This window comes from Caballeronia sp. ATUFL_F2_KS9A, from assembly GCF_023630765.1.
GTDB classification, from domain to species: Bacteria; Pseudomonadota; Gammaproteobacteria; order Burkholderiales; family Burkholderiaceae; genus Caballeronia; species Caballeronia zhejiangensis.
Genome location: NZ_JALQEK010000025.1, coordinates 17,124 through 41,052, shown reverse-complemented (window position 1 = coordinate 41,052; position 23,929 = coordinate 17,124). Strand labels below are relative to the sequence as shown.

At 63.5% G+C, this 23,929-nt stretch carries 25 protein-coding genes; 12 read left to right on the top strand and 13 right to left on the bottom strand.

From position 1 onward, the window contains the following. Window position 1: 1 nt before the first annotated feature. A complete protein-coding gene (locus NCS67_RS14705; RefSeq protein ID WP_250435545.1) occupies window positions 2–625 on the bottom strand; it encodes a c-type cytochrome in 624 nt (207 codons plus the stop codon). Further along, window positions 622–2,364, bottom strand: coding sequence for a pyrroloquinoline quinone-dependent dehydrogenase (locus tag NCS67_RS14700; protein ID WP_250435544.1), 1,743 nt, complete (start codon window positions 2,362–2,364; stop codon window positions 622–624). The genes NCS67_RS14705 and NCS67_RS14700 overlap by 4 nt, the downstream gene beginning before the upstream one ends. A gap of 342 nt (window positions 2,365–2,706) precedes the next feature. Here NCS67_RS14700 and ydiK point away from each other — a divergent pair, with 342 nt between their 5' ends. Together ydiK and NCS67_RS14690 are read left to right on the top strand one after the other, a co-directional pair. Continuing rightward, window positions 2,707–3,879, top strand: a complete 1,173-nt coding sequence (gene ydiK / locus NCS67_RS14695) for an AI-2E family transporter YdiK (protein WP_250435543.1) — start codon at window positions 2,707–2,709, stop codon at window positions 3,877–3,879. A 191-nt stretch (window positions 3,880–4,070) separates the two neighbouring features. Beyond that, complete coding sequence (locus NCS67_RS14690) at window positions 4,071–4,613, top strand: DUF6572 domain-containing protein (RefSeq protein WP_008353854.1); 543 nt, start codon at window positions 4,071–4,073, stop codon at window positions 4,611–4,613. Window positions 4,614–4,701: 88 nt separating this feature from the next. Here the strand turns inward: NCS67_RS14690 and NCS67_RS14685 are convergent, their stop codons facing one another. From NCS67_RS14685 to NCS67_RS14670, 4 genes are all read right to left on the bottom strand, one after another. Continuing rightward, entirely contained in the window at window positions 4,702–5,412 is a 711-nt protein-coding gene (locus tag NCS67_RS14685) for a hypothetical protein (RefSeq protein ID WP_008353855.1), read from the bottom strand. A 113-nt stretch (window positions 5,413–5,525) separates the two neighbouring features. Further along, window positions 5,526–6,638, bottom strand: a complete 1,113-nt coding sequence (locus NCS67_RS14680) for an enoyl-CoA hydratase/isomerase family protein (RefSeq protein ID WP_250435542.1) — start codon at window positions 6,636–6,638, stop codon at window positions 5,526–5,528. A gap of 8 nt (window positions 6,639–6,646) precedes the next feature. Further along, entirely contained in the window at window positions 6,647–8,353 is a 1,707-nt protein-coding gene (locus tag NCS67_RS14675; RefSeq protein WP_008353857.1) for an AMP-binding protein, read from the bottom strand. 15 nt (window positions 8,354–8,368) lie between these two features. Then, window positions 8,369–9,502: an acyl-CoA dehydrogenase family protein gene (locus NCS67_RS14670; protein ID WP_250435553.1), complete on the bottom strand. Its 1,134-nt coding sequence runs from the start codon at window positions 9,500–9,502 to the stop codon at window positions 8,369–8,371. A gap of 213 nt (window positions 9,503–9,715) precedes the next feature. On the opposite strand from NCS67_RS14670, the gene NCS67_RS14665 reads away from it, so the two are divergent. Then, the gene (locus NCS67_RS14665) at window positions 9,716–10,711 is read left to right on the top strand and encodes an AraC family transcriptional regulator (RefSeq protein WP_404989953.1); all 996 of its coding nucleotides are present in this window, start codon (window positions 9,716–9,718) and stop codon (window positions 10,709–10,711) included. Between the two features lie 62 nt (window positions 10,712–10,773). Beyond that, the gene (locus NCS67_RS14660; protein WP_008353861.1) at window positions 10,774–10,935 is read left to right on the top strand and encodes a hypothetical protein; all 162 of its coding nucleotides are present in this window, start codon (window positions 10,774–10,776) and stop codon (window positions 10,933–10,935) included. A gap of 8 nt (window positions 10,936–10,943) precedes the next feature. On the opposite strand, the gene NCS67_RS14655 is transcribed toward NCS67_RS14660, so the two are convergent. Together NCS67_RS14655 and NCS67_RS14650 are read right to left on the bottom strand one after the other, a co-directional pair. After that, on the bottom strand, window positions 10,944–11,615 hold the full coding sequence (locus NCS67_RS14655; protein ID WP_033536103.1) for a hypothetical protein: 672 nt from the start codon (window positions 11,613–11,615) through the stop codon (window positions 10,944–10,946). A gap of 234 nt (window positions 11,616–11,849) precedes the next feature. After that, complete coding sequence (locus NCS67_RS14650) at window positions 11,850–13,145, bottom strand: MFS family transporter (RefSeq protein ID WP_008353864.1); 1,296 nt, start codon at window positions 13,143–13,145, stop codon at window positions 11,850–11,852. A 380-nt stretch (window positions 13,146–13,525) separates the two neighbouring features. On the opposite strand from NCS67_RS14650, the gene NCS67_RS14645 reads away from it, so the two are divergent. Further along, window positions 13,526–14,548 carry a DUF2891 domain-containing protein gene (locus NCS67_RS14645; protein WP_175983072.1) on the top strand — a complete coding sequence of 341 codons (1,023 nt, stop codon included), beginning with the start codon at window positions 13,526–13,528 and terminating at the stop codon, window positions 14,546–14,548. 6 nt (window positions 14,549–14,554) lie between these two features. On the opposite strand, the gene NCS67_RS14640 is transcribed toward NCS67_RS14645, so the two are convergent. Then, complete coding sequence (locus NCS67_RS14640) at window positions 14,555–14,875, bottom strand: YnfA family protein (RefSeq protein WP_008353867.1); 321 nt, start codon at window positions 14,873–14,875, stop codon at window positions 14,555–14,557. A gap of 150 nt (window positions 14,876–15,025) precedes the next feature. On the opposite strand from NCS67_RS14640, the gene NCS67_RS14635 reads away from it, so the two are divergent. After that, complete coding sequence (locus NCS67_RS14635; RefSeq protein ID WP_250435552.1) at window positions 15,026–16,318, top strand: MATE family efflux transporter; 1,293 nt, start codon at window positions 15,026–15,028, stop codon at window positions 16,316–16,318. A gap of 215 nt (window positions 16,319–16,533) precedes the next feature. On the opposite strand, the gene NCS67_RS14630 is transcribed toward NCS67_RS14635, so the two are convergent. Beyond that, on the bottom strand, window positions 16,534–17,526 hold the full coding sequence (locus NCS67_RS14630; protein WP_235366205.1) for an alpha/beta fold hydrolase: 993 nt from the start codon (window positions 17,524–17,526) through the stop codon (window positions 16,534–16,536). 179 nt (window positions 17,527–17,705) lie between these two features. On the opposite strand from NCS67_RS14630, the gene NCS67_RS14625 reads away from it, so the two are divergent. The 3 genes from NCS67_RS14625 to NCS67_RS14615 are packed head-to-tail and all read left to right on the top strand — an operon-like array spanning window position 17,706 to window position 19,271. Further along, window positions 17,706–18,464 carry a DNA/RNA non-specific endonuclease gene (locus tag NCS67_RS14625; protein WP_250435541.1) on the top strand — a complete coding sequence of 253 codons (759 nt, stop codon included), beginning with the start codon at window positions 17,706–17,708 and terminating at the stop codon, window positions 18,462–18,464. Window positions 18,465–18,489: 25 nt separating this feature from the next. Beyond that, on the top strand, window positions 18,490–18,717 hold the full coding sequence (locus tag NCS67_RS14620) for a hypothetical protein (protein ID WP_008353874.1): 228 nt from the start codon (window positions 18,490–18,492) through the stop codon (window positions 18,715–18,717). Between the two features lie 38 nt (window positions 18,718–18,755). Then, the gene (locus tag NCS67_RS14615) at window positions 18,756–19,271 is read left to right on the top strand and encodes a methylated-DNA--[protein]-cysteine S-methyltransferase (protein ID WP_008353883.1); all 516 of its coding nucleotides are present in this window, start codon (window positions 18,756–18,758) and stop codon (window positions 19,269–19,271) included. Between the two features lie 85 nt (window positions 19,272–19,356). On the opposite strand, the gene NCS67_RS14610 is transcribed toward NCS67_RS14615, so the two are convergent. The 3 genes from NCS67_RS14610 to NCS67_RS14600 all read right to left on the bottom strand — a co-directional run bounded on the left by NCS67_RS14610 (window position 19,357) and on the right by NCS67_RS14600 (window position 21,427). Continuing rightward, the gene (locus tag NCS67_RS14610) at window positions 19,357–19,872 is read right to left on the bottom strand and encodes an OmpA family protein (protein ID WP_160297400.1); all 516 of its coding nucleotides are present in this window, start codon (window positions 19,870–19,872) and stop codon (window positions 19,357–19,359) included. Window positions 19,873–20,262: 390 nt separating this feature from the next. Further along, window positions 20,263–20,883 (bottom strand): DUF2968 domain-containing protein, encoded by a 621-nt coding sequence (locus NCS67_RS14605; protein ID WP_250435540.1) that lies wholly within the window; start codon window positions 20,881–20,883, stop codon window positions 20,263–20,265. 112 nt (window positions 20,884–20,995) lie between these two features. Beyond that, a complete protein-coding gene (locus tag NCS67_RS14600) occupies window positions 20,996–21,427 on the bottom strand; it encodes a hypothetical protein (RefSeq protein WP_250435538.1) in 432 nt (143 codons plus the stop codon). Window positions 21,428–21,674: 247 nt separating this feature from the next. Between NCS67_RS14600 and NCS67_RS14595 the strand changes: the two genes are divergently transcribed. The 3 genes from NCS67_RS14595 (at window position 21,675) to NCS67_RS14585 (ending at window position 23,882) form a co-directional block, all read left to right on the top strand. After that, window positions 21,675–23,189 carry an ATPase domain-containing protein gene (locus tag NCS67_RS14595; protein WP_008353887.1) on the top strand — a complete coding sequence of 505 codons (1,515 nt, stop codon included), beginning with the start codon at window positions 21,675–21,677 and terminating at the stop codon, window positions 23,187–23,189. Further along, entirely contained in the window at window positions 23,186–23,542 is a 357-nt protein-coding gene (locus tag NCS67_RS14590) for a response regulator (protein ID WP_250435536.1), read from the top strand. The genes NCS67_RS14595 and NCS67_RS14590 overlap by 4 nt, the downstream gene beginning before the upstream one ends. A gap of 85 nt (window positions 23,543–23,627) precedes the next feature. Beyond that, window positions 23,628–23,882 (top strand): CsbD family protein, encoded by a 255-nt coding sequence (locus tag NCS67_RS14585; protein WP_008353889.1) that lies wholly within the window; start codon window positions 23,628–23,630, stop codon window positions 23,880–23,882. The last annotated feature ends 47 nt before the right edge of the window (window positions 23,883–23,929 follow it).

Below are 23,929 nucleotides of genomic sequence, written 5' to 3'. Positions count from 1 at the left end.
GTCATTGCAGATTCGCGATGTAGTTCGCCAGATTCTCGATGTCGGCGTCGGTCAGATTCTTCGACACGCTCGTCATGTTGCCCGCGTCGTTGGTGCGCTTCCGGTCGCGGAAGTCCTGCAACTGCTTCACGATGTACGGATACTGCTGTCCCGCCACGCGCGGGATCTCGTTCTGCCCGGAGAAGCCGCCGAGATGGCACATCGTGCACAGAATCTCTTCGGACTTCTTCCTGCCCGCTTCCACTTTCACCGGGTCCGCCTTGAAATCGGCGGCGATGGGCTTTTGCGCGGCGAAGTAATCGGCGAGCACGTGCATGTCGTCGGGCGTGAGATTCGCGGCCATCGGCGACATCCGCGGATCGCTGCGGCGGCCCGCCTTGAAGTCGCGCAATTGCAGATAAATGTAGCGCGACGTTTGCCCCGCGAGCGACGGATAATCGCCCGTCGTCGAATTGCCGTTGATGCCGTGGCACGATGTGCAGATGGCGGCCTTCGTCGCGGCAGCCGTCTGCGCGTCCGCGGCGCGCGAGAGCGACGGCAGCGACAACAGCAGACACGCGACGAGCCACAGCGCGTAGACGAGCCAGACACGCACGCGTTTCGATCGCTTCGAAGGCGTCATCATCGAGGCAGCGCGAACACGAGCAGGCTGTTGCCGCGCTTGAAGTCGAGCTGCGTGTTGCCGCCCGCCGCGACCGCGATGTACTGCTTGCCGTTCACCATGTACGACACCGCCGGCGCGTTGACCCCCGCGCCGCACTGGAACTCCCAGAGCTTGCGGCCGGTGGCGGCGTCGAAGGCGCGGAACAGGCCGTTGCCTTCGCCGTTGAAGACGAGCCCGCCCGCCGTCGCGAGTACGCCGCCGATCAACGGCTGATCCGTCTTGAAGCCCCACGCGATCTTGCCGGTATCGACGTTCACCGCAACGAGCCTGCCCCATTGCTGCTCGGAAGGAATCACCTTGAACGCGCCGCCGAGCCACAGCTTGCCGCCGGGGTACGCGACTTCCTCGACCTGATACGTCATCGGCTGATGCAGGTTCGCCGCATACGCCATGCGCGTCTTCGGGCTGAAGGCCATCGGCGACCATTCGACGCCGCCGTTCGCGCCCGGCAGCATCCGCGCGCCGGTGGGCGTCGGCAGTGTCCACACGCCTTCCTGCGGAATCATCGCTTCGGAGACGCGAATCAGCTTGCCGTCGCGGCGATCGTGCACATAGACGAAGCCCGTCTTGCCGCCGTGGATGATGCCCGGAATCATCTGCCCGTTCTTGTCCTTCACGTCGATGAGAATCGGCGGGCTCGCCGCGTCGAGATCCCATACGTCGTGCGCGATGTACTGGAAGTGCCACTTGTACTTGCCGCTGTCGAGATCGACGGCGACGAGCGAATCGGTATAGAGATTGTCGCCGGGACGAATCGCGCCGTAGAGGTCCGGCGACGGATTGCCGACCACGAAGTACACCGTGCGCGTCTTGCGATCGATCGCGGGCGCCATCCACACGCCGCCGCCGAGCGTCTTGTTGAAGTCGCCGCCCTTCTCCGCGAGCGTCTTCTTTTCCGCCGCGATGTCGCGCTTCATGTTGCGGCCGACGGCGTCGTTGTCGGCCCAGACGCCTTCGCTGCCGGTATCGGGAATCGTGTAGAACGTCCACAGCAACTGGCCGGAGTTCGCGTCGAACGCCTTCACGAAGCCGCGTATGCCGTACTCGCCGCCGTTCGTGCCGATCAGCACCTTGTCTTCGACGACGACGGGCGCCATCGTCTCCGAATAGCCTTCTTCGGGATCGGCGATCTGCGTCGACCAGAGCACGTTGCCGGTCTTCGCATCGAGCGCGACGAGCTTCGAATCGAGCGTGCCCATGAAGAGCCGGTCGCCCGAGATCGCCACGCCGCGATTGTTCGGACCGCAGCAGAACGTCGTGACCGGACCCATCTTGTGCTTGTAATGCCAGAACTCCTTGCCCGTGACCGCGTCGATCGCGTAGACGTGGTTGTAGGACGTGGTCAGGAACATCACACCGTTCGAGACGATCGGCGCGGTTTCCATCGACTCCATCACGGCGGTCTGGAAGATGAACGCCGGTTTGAGCCTGGCGACGTTCGACGTGTTGATCTGCGTCGCGGGCGCGTAGCGCGTTTCGGCATACGATCCGTTCGAATGCAGCCACGACGCGCTGTCGCCCGCGGCGCCGTCGAGCTGCTGCTGCGAGATGGATCGCAGCGAGCTCGGGACTGGCGAGGCTTGCGTCGTGTTGGCGTTCTGAATTTCGTCGGCGGCTTCGATTCCGGGCGATGTCACGATCCCGAAAGCACCGACGGCAACAATGAGCGCAACGAGCGAGGTACGGGAAAAACCGGCCATGTCAGTCTCCCAAATCGTTCTTGTGTGGGCCTCGTTATGCGCGGCGGAACATTGCGTGCCCTCTTCTGCGCCCGCAAAAAAGAATAGGCAATTTAAAAATGCATTTCCAGATTTCGTTAAAGGCGCGCGTTCGTTTCGGCACGCGCTGCACGAAGGGTATTTCAGGGGAAGACGCGCGCCGATTTTTAGTAGTATGGATTGGCGTGCCGTTATGATTGCGCCCGTCGATGCCGGGAGCGGCTTGCCGGATCGCCGGCTTTCGCTTATCGCTCGTTCATCCTCGTCACGCGCGTGGCCTCTGCGCGGGCGCCGCTTCGATCATCACCTTTATCCGGACGCATCATGCCCATCCTATCCAACGGACAGCCGAATCCGAATCCCCGCCAGCCGGTGGACATCGCGCGCATTCTGCTCGTCATCACGATCCTGACCGCGCTCACGGTCGGCAGTCTCTACGTGCTGCGCCCGTTCCTGCCGGGACTCATCTGGGCGACGACGATCGTCGTCGCGACCTGGCCGCTCATGCTCGCCGTGCAGCGCCGCTGCGGCAATCGCCGCTGGATCGCGACCACCGTCATGCTGCTGATGCTGCTGGTCGTCATCGTGCTGCCGCTCTATTCGGCGATCTCGACGCTCGCGGAGCACGGCGGCGAGATCATGGCCGCCGTCAAGAGTCTGCCGAGCTACGCGCTGCCGCCGCCGCCGGGCTGGATCCATGACGTGCCGCTCGTCGGCGCGCGCGTATCGAAGGAATGGCAGATGCTCTCCGACGCCGGCCCCGGCGGCCTGCTCGCGAAGCTCGAACCCTACGTGACGATCGTCGCGCGCTGGATGCTTTCGCATGCGGCCGTGGTCGGCGTGTTCGTCATGCACATGGTGATCACCGTCATCATCTCCGGCATTCTGTACACGAACGGCGAGGCGGCCGGCCGCTTCGTCACGCGCTTCGCGACGCGCATCGCCGCGCAGCGCGGCGCCGAAGCCGTCAAGCTCGCCGGCCTCGCGATCCGCGCGGTCGCGCTCGGCATCGTCGTGACGGCGGTCACGCAATCGGCGCTCGGCGGCATCGGGCTTGCGGTTGCGGGCGTGCCCGCCGCGGGCATCATCACCGCGGTCATGCTGATGCTGTGCCTCGCGCAGATCGGCCCGCTCCTGCCGCTGCTCGGCGGCGTTGCATGGCTCTTCTGGAACGGATCGACCGTCGTCGCTTCGATGCTGCTCGTGTGGTCGATCATGATCGCGATGCTCGATAACTTCCTGCGCCCCATTCTCATCAAGCGCGGCGTGAATCTCTCGATGCTGCTGATTCTCTCCGGCGTGCTCGGCGGCATGTTCGCATTCGGAATAGTCGGATTGTTCATCGGTCCGGTGATTCTCGCCGTGACGTCGACGATTCTGAACGCGTGGATCAACGAGCAACCGCCGCTGCCGCAAGTCGAAGCGATGAGTAACGAGGAAATCGCGAACACCCCGTCGACGCGGGGTCTCGCGGATACATCGGGAAGACAGGGTTAATTGATAAAGATATTCTCGATTTGTCGCATTTTTTATCGACAATCGGAATGCGCTTAAATCGAGAATTCGGACTCTTACGAAAATGAGATTTTGTAACGGTTAACACGGTGTTTCACGGTTTTTGGGCGATGCATATCCGTTACAATGCAATCCTTCGTTATTTGCCCGATTGAGGGCGCAGGGGATTGACCATGTCTTTGCGTGACGTGGACGACATCGATTACATCGGAGTGAATATTCTCTTCAAGCGCGTATATGTCGGGCTCTTCGACGATCTGGACTGGCGCGATGAAGAGAAGCATCAGGATTTGCTCACAAAGAAGATCGACCGCTACATCCGTTATATTCGTTCAGGCAAATTGCTGTTGAATTATCCGAAAGTTCGCGGCTATGAGATCGTGGTCGAATACGTGTCGATGCATCCCATGACGCCGTCGGGACTCGAATTCTGGAAATCGCGCGAACGCGTCGTGACCGACGCGGGTTACAAGGTGCATATCCGTGGCGTCGACGTGCGTCATTCGCTCGGCATTTCCGTCGATAAACCGGAGCGCGTCGCAGCCGAACCGGTCGAGCCGCCCGCGCTGGAAGTGCTCGATCCCGACCCGCGCATGCAGCAACTCGCCGACGTCGCCGACGTTTCGTATCTTCCGCCCTCGATGCCCAAATCGGGCCTGCCGCAGGCGCTGCCCCTGCTCAGGCGTCTCGCGATGCGTCAGGCGGCAAGCTACTGAACCAACTCCCGCGATCGAAAAAAGCGGCGTGGCTCGCATGAGCCCCGCCGCTTTTCCTTTGCGCGCGTGATCGCCGCTTCACATCGCGTTACTGCGCGCCGCTCAGCGCCGCTGTCGCGATCGACGGCACCGAAATGCCATTGGTCTTCGCGTACTGCACCGCTTGCGAGAGCGTCTGCATGAGCGACTGCAACTGCCCCGGCGCCGATTGCGCGACATAGCTCGCCGCCTGCACGGTCGACGGATTCGAACCCGCCTCCAGCAGCGACGACATGTTCATCGAATTCGTCACCGAGCCGAGATTCGATTGCAGGCCGGCGTACTGCTTCACGCCCTGCCCGAGCGACGCGAGGCCGTCGCTGAAGGTCTTCTTGCTGGCGGCTGTCGGCGGCGTCGCGGAGCCGTTCGTAAATGCCTGCATCAGCGATTGGGACACGCTCTGCTGCGTGCCGCCGAGTTGCGACAATACGCTCGTGCTCGGAACGGCGTTCCCGCCCGATGCGCCAGACAGCAACCCCGCCGCCGATTGCGCCTGGCTCGCGACGCTCGACATGCCCATCGCCGAGGCGAGGGTCGACTGCCCGGTCAGCACTTGCTGGTTTGCGCCGACATAGCTTTGCAGAAGCGAATTCAGCGCCGAAGGCTGCGTCGCGCCGTTCGCGCCCGACGTCACGTCGGACTTGCCGCTGCCGAAGCCGAACTGTTGAAGATTGAGTTGTGCGTACGATGCCCCCGGCGCGATTACCGCAAATGCGATCCCAGCCGAAAGAAGCGCCGTTCGATACGTACGGTTCGCCATGTTCGGTTCCTCCTCAGAATTGTCCGATGTTCGATAAGCCCGATTCGACCATCGGTCATCTGGACGGTTCGCTGCAGAAACATTTGCTTGCGAATTCCGTCGAGAGGTCCCGCCTACAGATCGGCGAGCGGATGCATTTCCCTGCGCCACGGCGATGACAGGAAGTGCTGCACGCGCTCGGCGCGCACTTGCGCGAGCGTCGTCGGCGCGAAACGCGGCCGCTCGTCCTTGTCGATGATGAGCGCCCGCACGCCTTCGACGAAATCGCCGTCATCGATCGCGCGGTACACGACGTCGAGTTCCATGCGAAAGCAGTCCGCGAGCGACATCTGACGGCCACGCAAAAGCGCGTGATACGTGACTTCGAGCATCGTCGGCGAATGGCTTTCGAGCAGCGCGAGCGTCGCGCGCGCCCAGTCGGATTCATCCGTTGCGAGCGATGCGACGATGCGTTCCACGCCGCCCGTCGCGCACACGGCGAAATGGCGTTTGATTTGCGCGCGCATGTCGTCGAGCGGCGCGTGCCGTTCGATATTCGCGCTCGGCACGAACACGCGCGCCAGTTGCGTCATCGTGTCCTGCGCATCGTCCCAGCGGATAGCTTCGAGACGCTCGACGAAACTGCGCAGCCACGTCGACGGCACGCATTCGTCCGCGAGACCGACACGCCGCGCATCCGCGCCCGACAGACGCGCGCCCGTCAACCCGACGTAAAGCGCGAGATCGCGCGGCAGCACGCGCAGGAAATGCGTCGCGCCGACATCGGGCAACAGGCCGATGCGCGTCTCCGGCATCGCCATGCGCGTGCGCTCGGTCGCGATGCGCAACGCCGCGCCTTGCGCGAGGCCCATGCCGCCGCCCATCACGATGCCGTCCATCAGCGCGATAACCGGCTTCGCAAAGCGATGCACCGTGAAATCGAGCCGATATTCATCGATGAAAAACTTGAGCCACGGCGTCTCGTGATGCGGATCGTTGCGCGCCGCGTGATAGAGCTTGCGCACGTCGCCGCCCGCGCAAAACGCCTTCTCTCCCGCGCCGCGCAAGACGACCGCGGCGATGGAATCGTCCGCGGCGCATTGCGCGAAACGTTCGGCGAGATGCGCGATCATGCCGTGCGAGAGCGCGTTCAAGGCATGCGGACGGTCGAGCGTGACGATCGCCACGCGGTTCACGACCTCGAAGGCGACTTCGGGCGCGTCGCGTGAAAGTTCAAGCGTGCTCATGAATTCCTTTAGTCGGCCTTGCTGGTCTGGCGCAGCTCCGGGAAATCTTCCTCCCAGAACTCGAACTCGCCGCGCGCGCCGTCCTGCGTGCGCGCGATTTCCTGCCGGCGCAAATCGACGCGGCGAATCTTGCCGGAGATGGTCTTCGGCAATTCCGCGAATTCGAGCCGGCGGATGCGCTTGTACGGCGCGAGCCGTTCGCGCGAGAACGCGAACACGCTTTTCGCGAGTTCGGGTCCGATCGAATAGCCGTGACGCAGCGTGACGAACGCCTTCGGCACCGAAAGACGCAGCGGATCGGGACTCGGCACGACAGCCGCCTCGGCGATCGCTTCGTGCTCGATCAGCACGCTTTCCAGCTCGAACGGGCTCAAGCGGTAATCCGACGACTTGAACACGTCATCCGCGCGGCCGACGTAGACGAAGTAGCCGTCCGCGCCACGCGCGGCGACATCGGATGTGCGATAGAAGCCGCCTCGCATCGCGTTTTCGGTGGCCTTGGGGTTATCGGCGTAACCGGTCATCAGGCCGAGCGGCGGCGGATCGAGCGCGAGCGCGATTTCGCCTTCTTCGGCAGGATTGCCATCCGGATCGAGCAAGGCCACGCGATAACCCGGCAGCGGACGGCCCATCGAGCCCGGCACGAGCCGCTGGCCCGGCGTGTTGGCAATCTGCGCGGTGGTTTCGGTCTGGCCGTAGCCGTCGCGGATCGGCAATCCCCACGCATGCTGCACGCGCTCGATGATCTCCGGATTCAGCGGCTCGCCCGCCCCGACGATCTCGCGCAGCTTCACCTCGTACGACGCGAGTGGCTCCTGCACGAGCATGCGCCACACGGTCGGCGGCGCGCACAGCGTCGTGACTTCGTGCTTCACGAGCACATCGAGCGCGCGGGCGGCATCGAAACGGCTGAAGTTGTAGATGAACACGCACGCCTGCGCGTTCCACGGCGCGAAGAAGCAGCTCCACGCGTGTTTCGCCCAGCCGGGCGAGCTGATGTTCCAGTGGACGTCGCCGGGTTGCAGGCCGATCCAGTACATCGTCGAGAGATGCCCGACCGGATAACTCTGGTGCGTATGCGCGACGAGCTTCGGCTTCGACGTCGTGCCGGACGTGAAGTACAGCAGATACGGATCGTTCGCGGACGTTTCGCCGTCCTTGGCGAATTCCGCCGATGCGTCGTACGCGGCTTCATACGCGAGCCAGCCGTCCTGCGCGCCGCCCACCGCGATGCGCAAGCCCGGTACGTCGATGCCATCGAATTTCCTCGTTTCGGCTGCATCGACGATGACGTGCTGCACGCCGCCTAGCGCGATGCGGTCGCGCAAATCCGCGCTCGCAAGCTGCGTCGTCGCGGGCAGGACGATCGCGCCGAGCTTCATCGCGGCGAGCATCGTGTCCCATAGCTCGACGCGATTCGGCAGCATCAGCAGAATGCGCTCGCCGCGTTTCACGTTCAGCCCCCGCAAATGATTCGCGACGCGCGCGGAACGCTCGCTCATCTGCGCAAACGAAAGCCGTGTCTCGTCGCCGCTTTCGCCGACGATCTGCAACGCGGGCGCGTCGTTGCCGCGCGCCATCGGATCGAAATAATCAAGCGCCCAGTTGAAGCGATCGAGCGACGGCCATCTGAAGTCGCGATACGCGGTGTCGTAGTCCGTGCGATGAGCAAACAGGAAGTCTCGTGCTTCGATGAATGCCTGGGCTTCGTTCATTGCGTCTCCAAAGATTTATACGTTGCGCGCGATCACCATCCGCTGCACTTCGCTGGTGCCTTCGTAAATCTGCGTGATGCGTGCATCGCGATAATGACGCTCCACCGGATAATCCTGCAGATAGCCGTATCCGCCGTGAATCTGGATCGCGTCCGAACACACGCGCTCCGCCATTTCCGACGCATACAGCTTCGCCTGCGACGCCTCCGACAGACACGGCACGCCTTCGGTACGCATGCGCGCCGCGTGATGAATCAAGAGGCGCGCGGCGTTGATCTGCGTTTGCATGTCGGCGAGCATGTTGGCCACCGACTGATGTTCCTGAATCGGCTTGCCGAACTGCACGCGCTCCTTCGCATAGGCGCGCGCCGCATCGAATGCCGCGCGCGCGATGCCGAGCGCCTGCGCCGCAATGCCGATGCGCCCGCCTTCCAGATTCGACAGCGCGATCTTCAAGCCCTCGCCGCGCTTGCCGAGCAGATTCGCGGCGGGAATCGCGCAATCGTCGAAGTTGATCGGACACGTATCCGACGCGCGGATGCCGAGCTTGTGCTCCGGCGCGCCGACGTTGAAGCCGGGCGTGTCCGTCGGCACGATGAACGCGGAGAGGCCGCGCTTGCCCTGATCGGGATCGGTCACGGCGAAAACGATCGCCACGCCCGCGCGTTTGCCGTTGGTCACGAACTGCTTGTTGCCGGAAATGACCCACTTGCCGTCTTTCTCGACGGCGCGCACGCGCAGGTTGTTCGCTTCGGAGCCCGCCTGCGGCTCCGTCAGGCAGAACGCGCCGATAACCTCGCCGCTCGCGAGCTTCGGCAGCCATTCGGCCTTCTGCGCGTCGGTGCCGTACGCGAGGATCGGCCCGCAGCCGACCGAGTTGTGCACGCTCATCATCGTCGCGCAGGACGCGCAGCCGGCGGCGATCTCTTCCATCGCGAGTGCGTAGGCGGTGTAGTCGCTGAAGGTGCCGCCGAGTTCGGCGGGCACGATCATCCCGAGCAGGCCGAGTTCGCCCAGTTGCCGCACGACTGCGTCGGGGATCGCGCCGTCCTTGTCCCACTGGCCCGCGTTCGGCGCGAGCACTTCGGTTGCGAACTGGCGAGCCGCGTCGCGGATCATGCGCTGCTCTTCGGTGAGAAATGCGTCGATCATGTTCTGAATTCGGTGATGGGGGCTTGCGCGGCGAGGCTCGCCGCATCGATCGTTTAAACTTTCTGGCCGCCGCTCGCCCGGTCGATGATGGGCGGCTGGGCCGTCTGAGCACGAGTCTAGGCAATCGCCTAACGTTAGCCGATGCCCAAAACGATCACGCTAACTGAGCGCTTTGGCCACCTAGTGACAACCCCAAGTACCAAAAAAAAGATCGAGCGCGACTCGATTTCCGTGAGCCTCGTCGAAGCCGCATTGCGATGCGCCGAATCGCGCGGCGTCGCGCGCGGGCATTTGCTGGCCGCGGCGGGCATCGCGCCGGCGACGCTCGATTCGCCGCGCGCGCGGGTGTCGCCGGTCCAGTACGGCAAGCTGTGGAACGCCACCGCCGACGCGCTCGACGACGAGTTCTTCGGCCAGGACGCCCATCCGATGCGGCGCGGCAGCTTCGTGCTGCTATGCCACGCGGCGCTTTCCTCGCGCGACGGCGCGCAGGCGCTCGGGCGCATCGCGACTTTCATGCGGCTCGTGCTCGACGATCTGAGCTTCGAGCCGGACATCGACGACAAGCGCGTGCGAATCTGGCTCGCCGACAAAGCCGGACCGAAGTCGATGTTCGCCTACGCGACGGGCTTCATCCTCGTGTATGGGCTCTTGTGCTGGCTGGTCGGGCGGCGCATTCCGGTGCTCGCGGCGCACATGCGCTGCCCCGAGCCCGCCGACAGCGACGAATATCGCCTCATGTTCTGCAACGACCTGCGTTTCGACGCGACGCGCTCGTTCGTCGACCTGTCGGCCGAATGCGCGGCGCTGCCGATCGTGCAGACGTCCGCCACGCTCAAGCGCTTCCTGCGCGATGCGCCGGCGAATTTCATCGTGAAGTATCGCAATCCGGATTCGCTCGCGGCGCGCATCCGGACGCGTCTTCGGCAAACCGCGCCGACGGACTGGCCGGAAGCCGAAAGCATCGCGGCCGCGCTGCATATGGCCGAAGCCACGCTGCGGCGGCGTCTTAAGCAGGAAGGGCTGACCTATCAGACGATCAAGGACGCATTGCGGCGCGATCTGGCCATCGCGCGTCTTGCGCATACGCAGGAGACGATTCCGCAAATCGCCGATGCGCTCGGCTTCGCGGAACCGAGCGCGTTCCGGCGCGCATTCAGGAAGTGGACGGGCGTGCGCCCCGCGGATTACCGGCGGGAGAGCTGAAGCGCGCGAACATCGAGGCTGCTATATTGAATCGTCCATGATTTCGCACCACGGAGCGCACCATGACCAAAGCCAGCCGGGATGAACGTTCGAAGCAGGAACAACCGAAGAAGGAAACCGAAGAGGATTTGCTCGACGAGGCGCTGGAAGAGACCTTCCCCGCAAGCGATCCGATCGCGGTGCATCCGGAGCCGGAATCGCCTGAAGACCGGAAAAACAAGTAGTCGTTCGGTTATTCGCCCGAGTCGGGCTCATCCGGACTCGAGAGCAGCACCACGAGCTTCTCGACGTGCTGATGTAACAGCTTGACGTGCTTGTCGATCTGTTCGAGACGCCCGGTCAGATCGGCCTTCGCCGACTCGCTCATGCGATCGGACGCGATGAGTTCATCGACCTTCGGCTGCATCGATTCGACCTGAAGCAAGCCGAGCTGGCGCTCCAGGCGGCGTAAGTCCTGCGACAGCAGCTCGCGATTCTTCCGAAAAACCAGATCGCGGCGGTTGGCTTCGGCCTGTTGCTGGGCCTGATCGGCGACACGGCGCGTCGCTTCGGTCTGGGAAAGCAGCGGTTCCGGGCCGCGCAACACGGAACGCTTCGGCGCGGGATGGGCCGTGCCGCGGAACACGGCCATCGGCGTTTCCTCGTCGATCGCGCGCAGGACGTCGGGCGGAATCTCGTCCAGCGTGCGGCGCTCGTCCATCCAGTGCGGCGGCAGGCCGGTCACGAGCTCGATGCCGCGTACGAATTCCTCGTTGAAATCGCGCTGACCGCCGACGATCAGCTTCATGAACGTCGGCGAGAAGTTCATCATGCGCGCGAGGCGGCCAGCGCCGCCCGGCGAGCCGACCAGGACATTGAGGTTGGCTCGCCAGACTATGAACAGCGTTTCGTCGAAATCTTCCATGAACAGGCTCCAGGCAGTCCGACGCGCCCGAACGTGCACATCGGATTTGCGCGCGGCGGCGCTGCGCGCATGCGTATCCGGTTCCCGCGCTTTCCGATCAACATCGTGCACCGTGGCCGGTGCGTCGTCTACATACCGCATAAAACACCATACTACCTTCATCGGCAAGCCGGGCGGACAACGGCGTCCGCGCCGATGCGGGCGTGCGACACGACGCGCACGCCGCCGGCCGGCTTACGGTTCGTTGCGCAGATACCCTTCCTTGCTCGGATCGAGCATGCGCCAGGAGACGATGAGCGAAATGGCGCACATCGCCGTGACATACCAGAAGAACGTCGATTCGCTGCCCGCCGATTTCAGCCACAGCGCCACATACTCCGCCGAGCCGCCGAACACCGCGTTGGCGACCGCGTACGACAGGCCGACGCCCAGCGCGCGCACTTCCGGCGGGAACATTTCCGCCTTGATGAGACCGCTGATCGACGTGTAGAAGCTCACGATCGCGAGCGCGATCACGACCAGCACGAACGCCATGACCGGGCTCGTCACCGTGGAGAGCGCGTGCAGCAGCGGCACCGTGCAAATGGTCGCGAGCGCGCCGAAGCAAAGCATCGAGGCGCGGCGGCCAATGCGGTCCGACAGCGCGCCGAACAGCGGCTGCAGCAGCATGTAGACGAAGAGCGCGGCGGTCATCACGTTGCTGGCGGTCTTCGCGTGCATGCCCGCCGTGTTGACCAGATACTTCTGCATGTAGGTCGTGAACGTGTAGAAGATGAGGGAGCCGCCCGCCGTGAAGCCGACGACTGTCATGAACGCGGCCTTGTGCTGCATCAGGCCGGCGAGCGTGCCCGCTTCCTTGCGATCGCGCGTCTCGGCGGTCGACGTTTCGTCGAGCGAACGGCGCAGGTACAGCGAGATCAGCGCCGCGCACGCGCCGATGAAAAACGGAATGCGCCAGCCCCACGCCTTCAGCTCTTCCGTCGACAGGAACAGTTGCAGGATCACGAGCACGAGCAGCGCGGCGAGCTGGCCGCCGATCAGCGTCACGTACTGGAACGACGCGAAGAAGCCGCGCCGGCCGCGCAGCGCGACTTCACTCATGTACGTCGCGCTGGTGCCGTATTCGCCGCCCACCGACAAGCCCTGGAACAGGCGCGCGATCAGCAGCAGGAACGGCGCCCACGCGCCGATCGACGCGTACGTCGGCAGGAAGGTGATGACGAGCGAGCCGCCGCACATCATCAGGACGGAGATCATCATCGCGTTGCGGCGGCCGTGCTTGTCGGCGATGCGGCCGAAGAGCCACCCGCCGATCGGGCGCATCAGGAAGCCCGCCGCGAACACGCCCGCCGTGTTCAGCAACTGAACCGTCGGATTGCCGCCGGGAAAGAACGCCGCCGAAAAGTACAGCGCGAGGAACGAATAGATATAGAAGTCGAACCATTCGACGAGGTTGCCCGACGAGGCGCCGACGATGGCGAAAACGCGGCGCCGGGTGTCCTCTGCGGTGTAAGCGGGAAGGTCGGTCATGTTGTTTCTGATCTCTTGGTCACTGTGTGGATGGCGTATGTCGGGGTTTCATCCCCGATCCGGGCGCTCTTGGCGGCGTTCGGGCGCAAGTTTATACGCGGTTTCGCAACCGGCGCGCGATCGTGGCGCGCGAAACACGGCCGGACGGAGTAGGAAAATTCGCGCAAGGACGCGCCCGCATCGCGTTCACCGATGACCGCCCCACCCGCTCAGGCTTGCCGCAAAAGCATTTGCCGCCCTTGCGACGGCATCGTTCAACGCTTTCGACATAAATCGTCTTTGCCTCGATCGTTCGTACTAGGTGGTTACCCTGATTAAAGATTTTGACGATTATTTATCGATAAAGTCTCGGGATCACGATTCACATCGACGAGGACTGCATGAGTCAGCATCAACCGATCATTCTCGACGCCGCGCTCGCGTCGACATTCGCGCAAGTCGCGCTCGGCCACCTGACGCGCGAATATCCCAACAAGCTCGATCACGTCATGGCAAGCGTTGCCGACGTGCAAAGCCCGCGCGCGCTGCATCCGATTTTCTACGGCAGCTTCGACTGGCATTCGTGCGTGCACGGTTACTGGCTGATCGCTCGGCTGATCGACCGCTTTCCGGATCTGCCGGACGCGCCGCGCATTCGCGCCGTGATCGACGAGCATGTCACCGAGGCTAACGTCGCCGCTGAAGTCGCTTATCTGCAGCGTCCCGCCGCGCGCGGCTTCGAGCGGCCTTATGGCTGGGCGTGGCTGCTCGCGCTCGCAGGCCAGCTGCGCTCGATGCGTTCCGACGACGGCGCGCGCTGGGCCCGCACGCTCCAGCCGCTCGCGGACGCATTCGTCGCACGCTTCGACGAATTCCTGCCGAAATCGACGTATCCGCTTCGCGTCGGCACGCACTTCAACATGGCGTTCGCCTTGACGCTTTCGATCGGTTACGCGCGCGTCGCGCAGAACGCCGATTTTGAGCATCTGCTGAAGGAAACCGCCCTGCGCTGGTTCGAGAAGGACGAAGGCTGTCAGGCGTGGGAACCGGCGGGCGACGAGTTCCTGTCGCCGTCGCTGATGGAAGCCGTGCTGATGCGTCATGTGCTGCCGGGCGAGCGCTTCGTCGGCTGGTTCGACCGGTTTCTGCCGCGCATCGCCGAGCGAGAACCCGCGACGCTCTTCGCGCCGGCCACCGTCACCGATCGCAGCGACGGCAAGCTCGCGCATCTCGACGGCCTGAACCTCTCGCGCGCGTGGTGTCAGCGCACGATCGCACGCGCGCTGCCGGCGGGCGATGCGCGTATCGCCGTGCTCGAGACGGCGGCGCACGAACATCTGGCGTCGGGCATTGCGCATGTCGCGGGCGATTACATGGGCGAGCACTGGCTCGCGACGTTCGCGCTGCTGGCGCTGGAAGCCTGAGCGGTTCTAGACGCGCGGCTGGAACGCGATCACGCCCATGCCGATGAGCGCGATCGCCGCGCCCGCGACATCCCACGCCGTCGGCCGGATGCGCTCGACGGCCCATAGCCACGCGATCGCCACGCCGATATACACGCCGCCATACGCCGCGTAGACGCGCCCCGCCGCCGCGGCGTGCAGCGTGAGCAGCCACGCGAACAGCGCGAGCGACAGCGCGCCGGGCACGACGAGCCACGGCGAGCCGCCCTCCTTGAGCCATCGATGAGGGAAATAGCAGCCGGCGATCTCGGCGATGGCGGTGACGACATAGAGCGCGAACGTTTTCATGAGGCGCATTATCGGCGTTCGCGAGACGTTGCGTGGTCCGCGTCCGCTGCGGACAATGACGCCCTTGCTCGAAACTTCAGGCCGCCGACCTTGCAGACCGATTCAACCGATGCCGCCGCGCTGCCCGTGCACTGGCACAAGCGCGTGCTGATGCTGGCCTTTCCCATCGTTCTCGCGAATCTCACGCAGCCGATTCTCGGCGCCGTCGACACGGCTGTCGCCGGGCATCTCGACGGGCCGCAGTATCTCGGCGGCGTCGCGCTCGGCGGGCTCGTCTTCAGCTTCGTGTTCTGGGGCTTCGGCTTTCTGCGCATGGGTACGACGGGACTCGTGGCGCAGGCGTTCGGCGCGCGTGACGACGACGCCTTGCGCAAGAGCGTGCTGCGCGCGTTGCTGCTCGGACTCGCGATCGGCGCGGCGGTGCTGGTGCTGCAAGTGCCGATCATTCGTTACGCGCTCGTCGCGCTGGGCGGCAGCGCCGCCGTGCAGGACACCGCGAGCGCGTACTGTCACGCGCGCATCTGGGCCGCGCCGTTCGCGCTCGGCAATTACGTCGTGTTGGGTTATCTGCTCGGCTGCCAGCGCGTGAGGCTCGCGCTCGTCACGCAGATCTTCATCAATCTGGTGAACATCATCGCGGTGCTGCTTTTCGTGTATCGCTTCGATTGGGGCATCGCGGGCATCGGCGCGGCAACGGCGTTCGCGGATTTCTGCGGCTTTGCGCTCGGACTCGCGATTCTTTGGCATCTGCGTCCGCGCGGCCTCCCGCCGCTCGTCCCGCGCTCGCTCTTCGACGCGCACGCGTTGAGGCGGGTCGTCGCGATCAACCGCGACATCTTCATCCGCACGATCTGCCTGCTCGGTTCGTATGGCTGGTTCGCGCATCTCGGCGCGCGTCAGGGGGATGCGATCCTCGCCGCGAACGCCGTCCTGCTGAACTTCCAGACCTTCATGTCCTTCGGTCTCGACGGCTTCGCGCACGCGGCCGAAGCGCTCGTCGGCGCGGCGGCGGGCGCGCGCGACCGGTACGCGTTCCGTCAGGCCGTGAAGGTGACGATGTTCTGGTCGGCAATCGGCGCGGCGGGCTTTTCCATCGTCTTCTGGTTTAGCGGCGAATGGATCATCGGCAAGCTCACGGATCAGGCGGTCGTGAAGGCGGCGGCGGTGCGCTATCTGCCGTGGGCGTCGGTTCTGCCGCTCGCGTCGGTCGCGGGCTTTCAGCTCGACGGCGTGTTCATCGGCGCGACGCGCACGCGCGAGTTGATGAAGGCGATGGCGGTCTCGCTTGCTGTCTTTCTGCTTGCTGCGTGGGCGCTCGCGGGATCGCTCGGGAATCACGGGCTGTGGCTGGCGCTCACTGTTTTCATGGTGGCGAGAGGTATTACGTTGGCGATTCAGGTGCCGGCGATCGAGCGGGCTTCGTGTGCGACTTTGGGAAGGTGAGGTATGGTGCGTCGGGTTTCTGCGCGGATGGCAAGTCTGCCCTCGCTTCGTCCAACGATTTTCTTGGAGGTCGGCACAGTCAGCATCGACAAGAGAAGACCTGCCATAACGTGCGCCAGATAATGGCCGCCCTGCGTCGGCGTGGCACGATCATGGTCACGTTGAGCGAAATCGCAATGCAGAACAGCCAACGAAACTTTGCGAGCGAATCGAAGCTATTGCCCCGCCAGCCCCTCCAGCAGCGCCTTATGAAACGCCGCCGGATCCTGCATCTGCGGCGCGTGCCCAAGCTCCGGAAACTCGACGAGTTTCGCGCCTTCGATACGCTCCTTCGCCAGCTTCGCGAGATCCGGATATCGCCCGAGCATCGGTCGAATCTCGGGCGGCGCGAAGTCCTTGCCGATCGCGGTCGTATCCTTGTCGCCGATAAGCAATAGCGTCGGCGTCTTCAACTGATCGAATTCGTAGACGACGGGCTGCGTGTAAATCATGTCGTACAGCAACGCCGAGTTCCACGCGACGATGTCCTTGCCCGGTCCGCGATACATGCCCGCCAGCATCTGCACCCACGGTTCGTAGTCGTCGCGCCACTGGCCCGAGTAGTACGTGCTCGTCTCATAGCGGCGGATGCCGTCGGCGCTCGTCTTGAGCTCGCGCGCATACCAGTCGTCGATGGAAATCGACGGCACGCCCTTCGCCTTCCAGTCTTCGAGCCCGATCGGATTCACGAGCACGAGCTGCTCCGTCTCGCGCGGATACATGAGCGCGTAGCGCACCGCGAGCATGCCGCCCGTCGAATGCGCGATGAGCGTCGCCTTCGACACGCCGAGCGCGGTCAGCAGCGCATGCGTGTTGCGGGCAAGTTGCTGGAAACTGTATTGATAGCGCGCGGGCTTCGTCGATTTGCAAAAGCCGATCTGATCCGGCGCGATCACGCGATAGCCCGCATCGCTCAAGGTCTGGATCGTCTGCTTCCACGTCGCCGAACAAAAATTCTTGCCGTGCAGAAGTACCGCGGTGCGTCCATTCGGATGCGCCGGATGCACATCCATATACGCCATGCGCACGACCTGGCGCTGCGACGTAAGCGCGAAGCGCGCGACCGGATACGGATAGTCGAAGCCCTGCAACTCGGGGCCGTATGCGGGGCCGTCGTTGCCGGCCGCTTGCGTGGCTTCGTCGGCATGTGCTTGTAAAGCGAAGGACATCGCGAGACACAACATCAAGGATCGAACGACGGACGGCTTGCTGCGCGCTGGTTTCATTTTTTGATCTGAAGATGACGTCGGCCGACGCATTCTAGCGCGGCTGAATTTCGCACGCGCCCGCATGCTGTATTCAGCGCTTATACTTTGCGACCCCGATCGTCGTCAGGATCATTCCAAGCATGCAATTCCGCATCAAGGCATTCGCCGCCGCGCTCCTCGCATTCGCGTGCATCAGCGCATCCGCGAGCGACTGTCCGCAGTTCAGCCCGAACGGCCGCGCGCCGGTCGTCGTCAATTCGAAGATGCGCGCGTCGACGCAGGAAGTCTGCTATTCCGACTTCGCGCTGCTGCACTCCGGCATCACGAAAGGGCCGCTGTGGTCGGCGGAACATCTGACCGCGAGCAGTGTCGACCAGGCGAAGAACAACACGCGCACGAATCGCTTCTTCGTCGACAAACGTCTGCCGCCCGACGAGGCCGCGCAACTGTCCGACTACAAGAGGAGCGGTTACGACCGCGGCCACATGAGTCCCGCGGGCGATCGCGCAAGCAAGAAAGGCATGGCCGAATCGTTCTCGCTCGCGAACATCGTCCCGCAGGATCCGTCGAACAACCGGCGCATCTGGTCGCGCATCGAGCAAGCGGTGCGCAGGCTCACGGAGGAATCGGGCGAAGCGTATGTCGTCACCGGGCCGCTCTTCTCGGGACGTCAGTTGCAGACGATCGGCGAATCGCGCGTGTTCGTGCCCACGCAACTGTATAAAGTAGTCTATTTGCCGCAGCGTCAGATCGCGTTCGCGGTCGTGATCGAAAATACGCCGACGAACACGTACACGATGAAAACCGTGCACGAACTGGAAGCGATGAGCGGACTCGCGTTTCCCGGCATCCCGGACGGACTGAAGGACAAGCGAATTGGAGGATTGCGCGGTGTTTAAGCCATTTGCAAACGATACGGATGTGATGAACATCGCGGGCGACGCGATCAACATCGAGAACGGCGTGAAGCGCCTCACGATCAGCGGCAATTTGACGATCGCCCGCGACAAGGCCGGACTCGCGAACGCGCTGGCGCTTCAGAAGGCGATCGGTGCGATCGTCGAAGCGTTGCAAAGCGATGCGTCGCTGCCCGCGAAGCTGCCCGACGAGCCGGATGCGCCGTCAGGCACCGCCGATAATCCGTTCATCTGAAGCGGCCGTCGCCGAAGACAGCCGCGCGGAGAATCGAAGTGATCGAATGCCATGTCGGCCCGAGCCCGCTCGGGCACATTTTGTATCGCGCCGAAGACGAATGTCTGACGGGTCTCTTCTTCATCGGACAGAAGTATTTTCCCGATGGTCTGCACGCGCCGACGCTGTCGGAGACAGCGCCGAGATCCCGCGTGATTGCCGATGCGCGCGAGCAGGTCGGCGAATACTTCGCGGGTACGCGTCGGAAGTTTTCGATTGCGGTGCAGTTTCGCGGAACACCCTTTCAGCGACAAGTCTGGGACGCGCTTTGCCAGATCCCTTTCGGCGACGCGTGGACGTACAGCGATCTCGCGCGCCGGCTCGGCTTGCCCGCGGGCGCATCGCGGGCCGTCGGCGGCGCGAACGGACGCAATCCGGTCGCGATCATCGTGCCGTGTCATCGCGTGATCGGCGTCGACGGGGAATTGACCGGCTATGCGGGCGGCGTCGAACGCAAACGCCATTTGCTCACGCTGGAGGGCGGTCCGGGGCGCGAACAACTCGCGCTCTTCTGAAGCAGCGCACAGTCGGCGACAAAACAAAAACCCCCGCGAACCATCGGTTCGCGGGGGTTTTTTTTCGACATCGTCCGATGATGAATTACGGCGTGAGCATCACTTCCACACGACGATTTTCCGCACGCCCGACGCTCGTTGCGTTCGACGCAATCGGATTGGCCTTGCCGAAACCCTTCATCGCGAAGTTCTCGGCGCTCAGGCCATGTCCCTTCAGGTAGTCGAGCACGGCCTGCGCGCGACGCTGGGACAGACCGAGGTTGTAGGCATCCGGGCCCATCGAATCGGTGTAGCCCTCGACCGTGACGGACGCGAAATTCGCACCCTTCGAGTCGGCGACGAGCTTATCCAGAATGCTCCTGGCCTTCGGCGTCAACGCGGCGCTGTCGAAGGCGAAGTTCGTCTTTTCGTCGAGCGAAATCTTGCGCGGCACGACAGCCGGGGCCTTCGCTGGCGCCGGTTCCGGCGTTGCAACGACCGGCTGAGGCGGCGTCACGCAGTTGAAGATTACGTTGCGCGGATCGCTCGGCGTCTTCGTTCCGGCGAGCGTCTGAAGCACGTTCACCTTTTGATCGCCGCACATCTTTTGAGCCGCGGTCATGCAGGCGCTGCCGTTTTCGAACAGACCGTAGCATTCGGCGCGAAAAGCCTTCTGGCCATCCGACGTTTGAATTTCGCTGATATTGAAGGCCGGTCCCGACGTGGACGAACAGCCCGCAAGTACGGCAGCGGCGATAAGACTAACAGCAAGGGTTTTCGTGAGCATCTTGGTGGTCATGCAAGTCAATTTCAAAGTGCGAGCCGCTGAGCGCGCACCTCGATTCCGGGCCGGGGAACAACCCAAAGGTGACGTGAAAAATGATGGATCGATTTCGGGTGCGCCAAACGTTCGATAAGCAATCCGAAAGCTGCGCGATTGTAGCGTGACAATTCGTGCGATTTAAGCGGACAACTCCCAAATACAAGGCCGGCGGCGCCCGTATCGAAACCCCTATTTGGACGGGACCGGAAGGTCGCCGTCGGATTGCTTCTGAAGCTCCTGCACGCGGATCTGCAGCGCGCGAAGTTGCGCCTGCGCCGCTGCCTGCTCCGTGCGAAGTTCGCGGATCGCATTCTGCTGCTCCACTTGATAACTCGTCACCTGATTTTGCTGCGCGCGTGCAATATCGAGATCGGCTTGCAGCCGGTTCGCGCGCGCCTGCTGGGCGGCGATCTGCCGGTCCGCATATGCGTTCTCCGCTTCGAGCTTGATGCGCTTTATTTCCGCATCGGCGAGCGTGTTCGACGTCTTGGCGAAATCCGCATAGACCGTTTCGGCCCGCGCGTCATTTTGCGTTTTGAACACGCGCCAGATATTGCTTTGCTGAAACAGCGCGGCGTAATAGATCATCTCGTCGGGATAATACGAGAGACTCGCGCCATAACTGCCATTCAACGTCCTGCGTAACGCCGTGATTTTCCCGGCGGCAAGCAGATTCTCGAGTTCCGCGACATCGCCATTGCTCGCAATAGCCGCTTCGGGCCTCATCGGCGATGAATCAGCGGCCCGCGCCAACGGACCGGACAAACCGGCGGCAATCAGCACGATTTCCGCAATTACCCAGCGCTTCATTGCGATTTTCCGTAATGGCAACGCGCGTCGCCCGGAAAGAATTATGGCGCGGCAAGGCAATCGATTCCAGACGACTCAATACTTCATTCGAACGCCGTTAATCCGTGCGTCTTCAAATGGTCGATGTGCGCTTGAAACTTACTTGCGACAAACGCGGCTCGCTCAGGTTGCGGATCGTTTCGACCGGCATGAAGATGCGCGAATCGGACGGCTCCACGGACATGCGCGAAAAAATATGGCGGTCGCCGTGGAAAACGAAAGGCGCGGCCGAGAGAATGCGCGCGTCGGGCAGGCTTTCGGTGGCGTGCGGCGCGGCGGCCGAAGCTGTCGCGGCAAAAAGAACAAAAAAGCTGGCGGCGAGCGCAAGAGCGCCCGGAATCGAGTGCGAACGGTGCATGGCGAGATGAAGGCAATGAAGGCGCGCGAGCGCCGGAGTGAAGCGGCGGGAGAAAACACGGCGCCCCTGTACGACGTTCGTCATTTCATCACCCGCTGCTCCGAGTGCCCATGAGACAGTTCTCAAAGAATTCCTGTTGGCGGGCAATCGCTCCCATCCGCAAAACGCTCGGGCGCAGAAAATGCGTGCATGATGCATTCGCCCGCGCGCGGCCCCGGCGGGCTCGCTTCAAAAGGCCGCAGCGACGACGCAAAGGCGCGTGGCCGCCCAAAACCGCGCACGCAAAGGCGCGACGGCGGGCATGAGCGGTATGGCTTCCAGCACGGCTTGCCAATAGTCAGCCATAATTCGCCTTCTCAAAAAAGCCGGTACGCCGAGTAAAAAAGAAAATCCCATGAACCAAGACGACAAGCACTCCACCGCTCAACCCCGGCAACACGCGGCCAACGACGGCAACGTGACGACGGGCGTCGCGGGCCTGGATGACATCCTGGGCGGCGGGTTCGTCGAGGGCGGCCTGTATCTGATCGAAGGCATGGCGGGCGCGGGCAAGACGATTCTTTCATCGCAGATCGGCTTTCATCGCGTCGCGCAGGGCGACATGGTCCTGTACATCACGCTGATCGCCGAATCGCACACCAAGCTTTTGTCTCATCTTCGCGGACTGTCGTTCTACAACGCCGACGCCATCTCCGACCGGATGCTCTTCGTCTCCGGTTATCACGAACTGATGCGCGACGGCCTGTCCGGCTTTCTCGCGCTGATCGCAGCGACGATCAAGACGAGCCGGCCGCGTTTCATGGTCATCGACGGCTTTCGCAGCGCGCGCGAATTCAGCTCGACGGAACTCGAACTCTCGCAGTTCATCCACGAGCTTTCGGCGTTCGTGAGCGCCGCGCGCTGCACGACGCTGATCCTCGCGCCGCTTTCGGGCAACGAGCCGCATCCGGAGCACACGCTCGTCGACGGGCTCATCGAACTGAACCGCTACAACACCGGCATGCGGCGTGCCCGCGAAATCGAAGTCCACAAGCTGCGCGCCCGCGATCATCTGCTCGGCAAGCACTTCTTCAAGATCACGGAGAACGGTCTCGTGACCTTTCCGCGCATCGAGGCGTCGCCCGCGAACGATGACGGCGCGCCGGACTTCAAGAACAAGTTGAGCTTCGGCTTTCCCGATTTCGACCAGATGCTCGGCGGCGGCATCGTGCGCGGCTCGACGACGACGCTCGTCGGGCCATCGGGCATCGGCAAGACGCTGCTGTCGCTCAAGTTCCTGCAGGCGGGCGTCGAACGCGGCGAGCGCTGCGTCTACTTCGGCCTCTACGAATCGCCCGAGCGGCTTCTCGCCAAAGCGTTGTCGGTCGGCATCGATCTCGCGCCGGCCGTGCAGGACGGACGTCTCGCGATCCGCTGGCATCCGGCTGTCGAACTCGCGATCGACGAGCTCGCCGTCGAACTGATGACCGCGGTGCGGAACACGAATGCGTCGCGGCTCGTGGTCGACGGCATCGACGGCTTTTTTCAGTCCGCGAACCGCACGGAGCGTTTCGGCCTCTTCCTCAACGCGCTCACGCACCGTCTGCGCGACGCGGGCGTGACGACCCTGCTCACCGAGGAAATGCCGCTCTACGGCGATTCGGTGCAGCCCACGACGTTGCGCGCGTCCGCGATGACCGAGAACATCGTGCTCATGCGTTATGTCGAGGCGAATTCCTCGCTGTATCGCATGGTGTCGATCGTCAAGCAGCGCGAAGGCCCGCACGATTCGGCGATCCGCCGTCTCACGATCGACTCGCGCGGCCTGCATATCAGCGAAGGCTTCATTGGCTCGACGGGTATCTTGTCCGGACACCCGTCGATCGCCGCGCCCGCGCTGTCTGTGTCGGACCCCGGCGCGCGCGCATGAAGAAGATCCTCGTCGTCGACGATGAATTCGACATTCTGACCACCTGGCGCCTCGTGCTCGAAATGGAGGGCTACGAAGTTTCGACCGCGTCCAACGGACGGACCGCGCTCGACGCGGCGCGCTCGAATCCGCCCGCGCTCGTCATCACCGACTGGATGATGCCGCACATGGACGGCGTCGAACTGATCCGTCAACTGGCCGCGAGCGCCGCCCTCGCACGCGTGCCGGTGATCCTCATGAGCGCGGCGGCGCATGCGCCGGCGCTCGAGCACCCGCATGCGCAGTTTCGCCGCAAGCCGCTTTCTATCGACGATTTGATCGACGCCGTGAAGGGACTGATCGGTTCGGCCTGAATTGGCCCGGGCACGCTGCGTGCTGCTGATGAGCGTTCCGGCGAATCCGGATTTACGAGAAACCGCTCAACCGAAGGGAGGCACCATGGTGCAGGATCAAGTGGAAGGCGCGGCACAGAAGGTCGTCGGCAAAGTGCAGGACGCAGTCGGCGCACTGACGGGCGATGAAGGCACGCAAGCCGAAGGCAAGGTGCGGCAGGCTTACGGCAACTTGCAGCAAAGTTATGGTCAGACCGTCGACAACGTGCGTCTCGCGGTCGCGAGCCAGCCGATTCAGGGCGTGCTGATCGCGGCGGCCGTCGGCTTCGTGCTCGGCGCGTTGTGGAATCGCGATCGCTGATGTGTCTCGGGCATCGCGATGCAAAGCCGGCGCGAAGGTTGCGCCGG

Excerpts from the sequence above, each read along its gene's own strand:
- NCS67_RS14705 (WP_250435545.1), bottom strand. The coding sequence starts at position 625 with ATGATGACGCCTTCGAAGCGATCGAAACGCGTGCGTGTCTGGCTCGTC.
- NCS67_RS14700 (WP_250435544.1), bottom strand. The coding sequence starts at position 2,364 with ATGGCCGGTTTTTCCCGTACCTCGCTCGTTGCGCTCATTGTTGCCGTC.
- ydiK (WP_250435543.1), top strand. The coding sequence starts at position 2,707 with ATGCCCATCCTATCCAACGGACAGCCGAATCCGAATCCCCGCCAGCCG.
- NCS67_RS14690 (WP_008353854.1), top strand. The coding sequence starts at position 4,071 with ATGTCTTTGCGTGACGTGGACGACATCGATTACATCGGAGTGAATATT.
- NCS67_RS14685 (WP_008353855.1), bottom strand. The coding sequence starts at position 5,412 with ATGGCGAACCGTACGTATCGAACGGCGCTTCTTTCGGCTGGGATCGCA.
- NCS67_RS14680 (WP_250435542.1), bottom strand. The coding sequence starts at position 6,638 with ATGAGCACGCTTGAACTTTCACGCGACGCGCCCGAAGTCGCCTTCGAG.
- NCS67_RS14675 (WP_008353857.1), bottom strand. The coding sequence starts at position 8,353 with ATGAACGAAGCCCAGGCATTCATCGAAGCACGAGACTTCCTGTTTGCT.
- NCS67_RS14660 (WP_008353861.1), top strand. The coding sequence starts at position 10,774 with ATGACCAAAGCCAGCCGGGATGAACGTTCGAAGCAGGAACAACCGAAG.
- NCS67_RS14655 (WP_033536103.1), bottom strand. The coding sequence starts at position 11,615 with ATGGAAGATTTCGACGAAACGCTGTTCATAGTCTGGCGAGCCAACCTC.
- NCS67_RS14650 (WP_008353864.1), bottom strand. The coding sequence starts at position 13,145 with ATGACCGACCTTCCCGCTTACACCGCAGAGGACACCCGGCGCCGCGTT.
- NCS67_RS14645 (WP_175983072.1), top strand. The coding sequence starts at position 13,526 with ATGAGTCAGCATCAACCGATCATTCTCGACGCCGCGCTCGCGTCGACA.
- NCS67_RS14640 (WP_008353867.1), bottom strand. The coding sequence starts at position 14,875 with ATGAAAACGTTCGCGCTCTATGTCGTCACCGCCATCGCCGAGATCGCC.
- NCS67_RS14635 (WP_250435552.1), top strand. The coding sequence starts at position 15,026 with ATGCTGGCCTTTCCCATCGTTCTCGCGAATCTCACGCAGCCGATTCTC.
- NCS67_RS14630 (WP_235366205.1), bottom strand. The coding sequence starts at position 17,526 with ATGTCCTTCGCTTTACAAGCACATGCCGACGAAGCCACGCAAGCGGCC.
- NCS67_RS14625 (WP_250435541.1), top strand. The coding sequence starts at position 17,706 with ATGCAATTCCGCATCAAGGCATTCGCCGCCGCGCTCCTCGCATTCGCG.
- NCS67_RS14620 (WP_008353874.1), top strand. The coding sequence starts at position 18,490 with ATGAACATCGCGGGCGACGCGATCAACATCGAGAACGGCGTGAAGCGC.
- NCS67_RS14610 (WP_160297400.1), bottom strand. The coding sequence starts at position 19,872 with ATGACCGCGGCTCAAAAGATGTGCGGCGATCAAAAGGTGAACGTGCTT.
- NCS67_RS14605 (WP_250435540.1), bottom strand. The coding sequence starts at position 20,883 with ATGAAGCGCTGGGTAATTGCGGAAATCGTGCTGATTGCCGCCGGTTTG.
- NCS67_RS14595 (WP_008353887.1), top strand. The coding sequence starts at position 21,675 with ATGAACCAAGACGACAAGCACTCCACCGCTCAACCCCGGCAACACGCG.
- NCS67_RS14590 (WP_250435536.1), top strand. The coding sequence starts at position 23,186 with ATGAAGAAGATCCTCGTCGTCGACGATGAATTCGACATTCTGACCACC.
- NCS67_RS14585 (WP_008353889.1), top strand. The coding sequence starts at position 23,628 with ATGGTGCAGGATCAAGTGGAAGGCGCGGCACAGAAGGTCGTCGGCAAA.